This window comes from Rhodoferax ferrireducens (assembly GCF_003347515.1).
In the GTDB taxonomy this organism is placed as follows: Bacteria; Pseudomonadota; Gammaproteobacteria; order Burkholderiales; family Burkholderiaceae_C; genus Rhodoferax.
Genome location: NZ_QEII01000305.1, coordinates 1 through 255 on the forward strand (window position 1 = coordinate 1; position 255 = coordinate 255).

Sequence of the window (255 nt, forward strand, 5' to 3'; positions counted from 1 at the left end):
TCCCATAGGCCCCGCCACTTGCAGCAAACGCAGCCTTCATGTGCACGCTGGCTTCGCAAACCACAGGCTGGGCTTGGTCGCGCTTGCGGGCTGTGTAATAGCCTGAGCGACTAATGCCCAAGACTCGACACATTTGGTTTACCGGCACGGCCTTCTGCTGCAGTTGCTCGACAAGCTGGAAGCTCATCGCAGTTCCCGGGCAAAGAAGGCCGATGCTTTTTTTAAGATATCCACATCGCCTCGCAGTTGCCGGTT

Annotated in this window: 1 pseudogene; it reads right to left on the bottom strand. The window is 56.9% G+C overall.

What is annotated here, in order from left to right:
* Positions 1-187, bottom strand: a pseudogene (locus C5P05_RS35335) (IS3 family transposase); the annotation flags it as partial.
* Between the last annotated feature and the right edge of the window lie 68 nt (positions 188-255).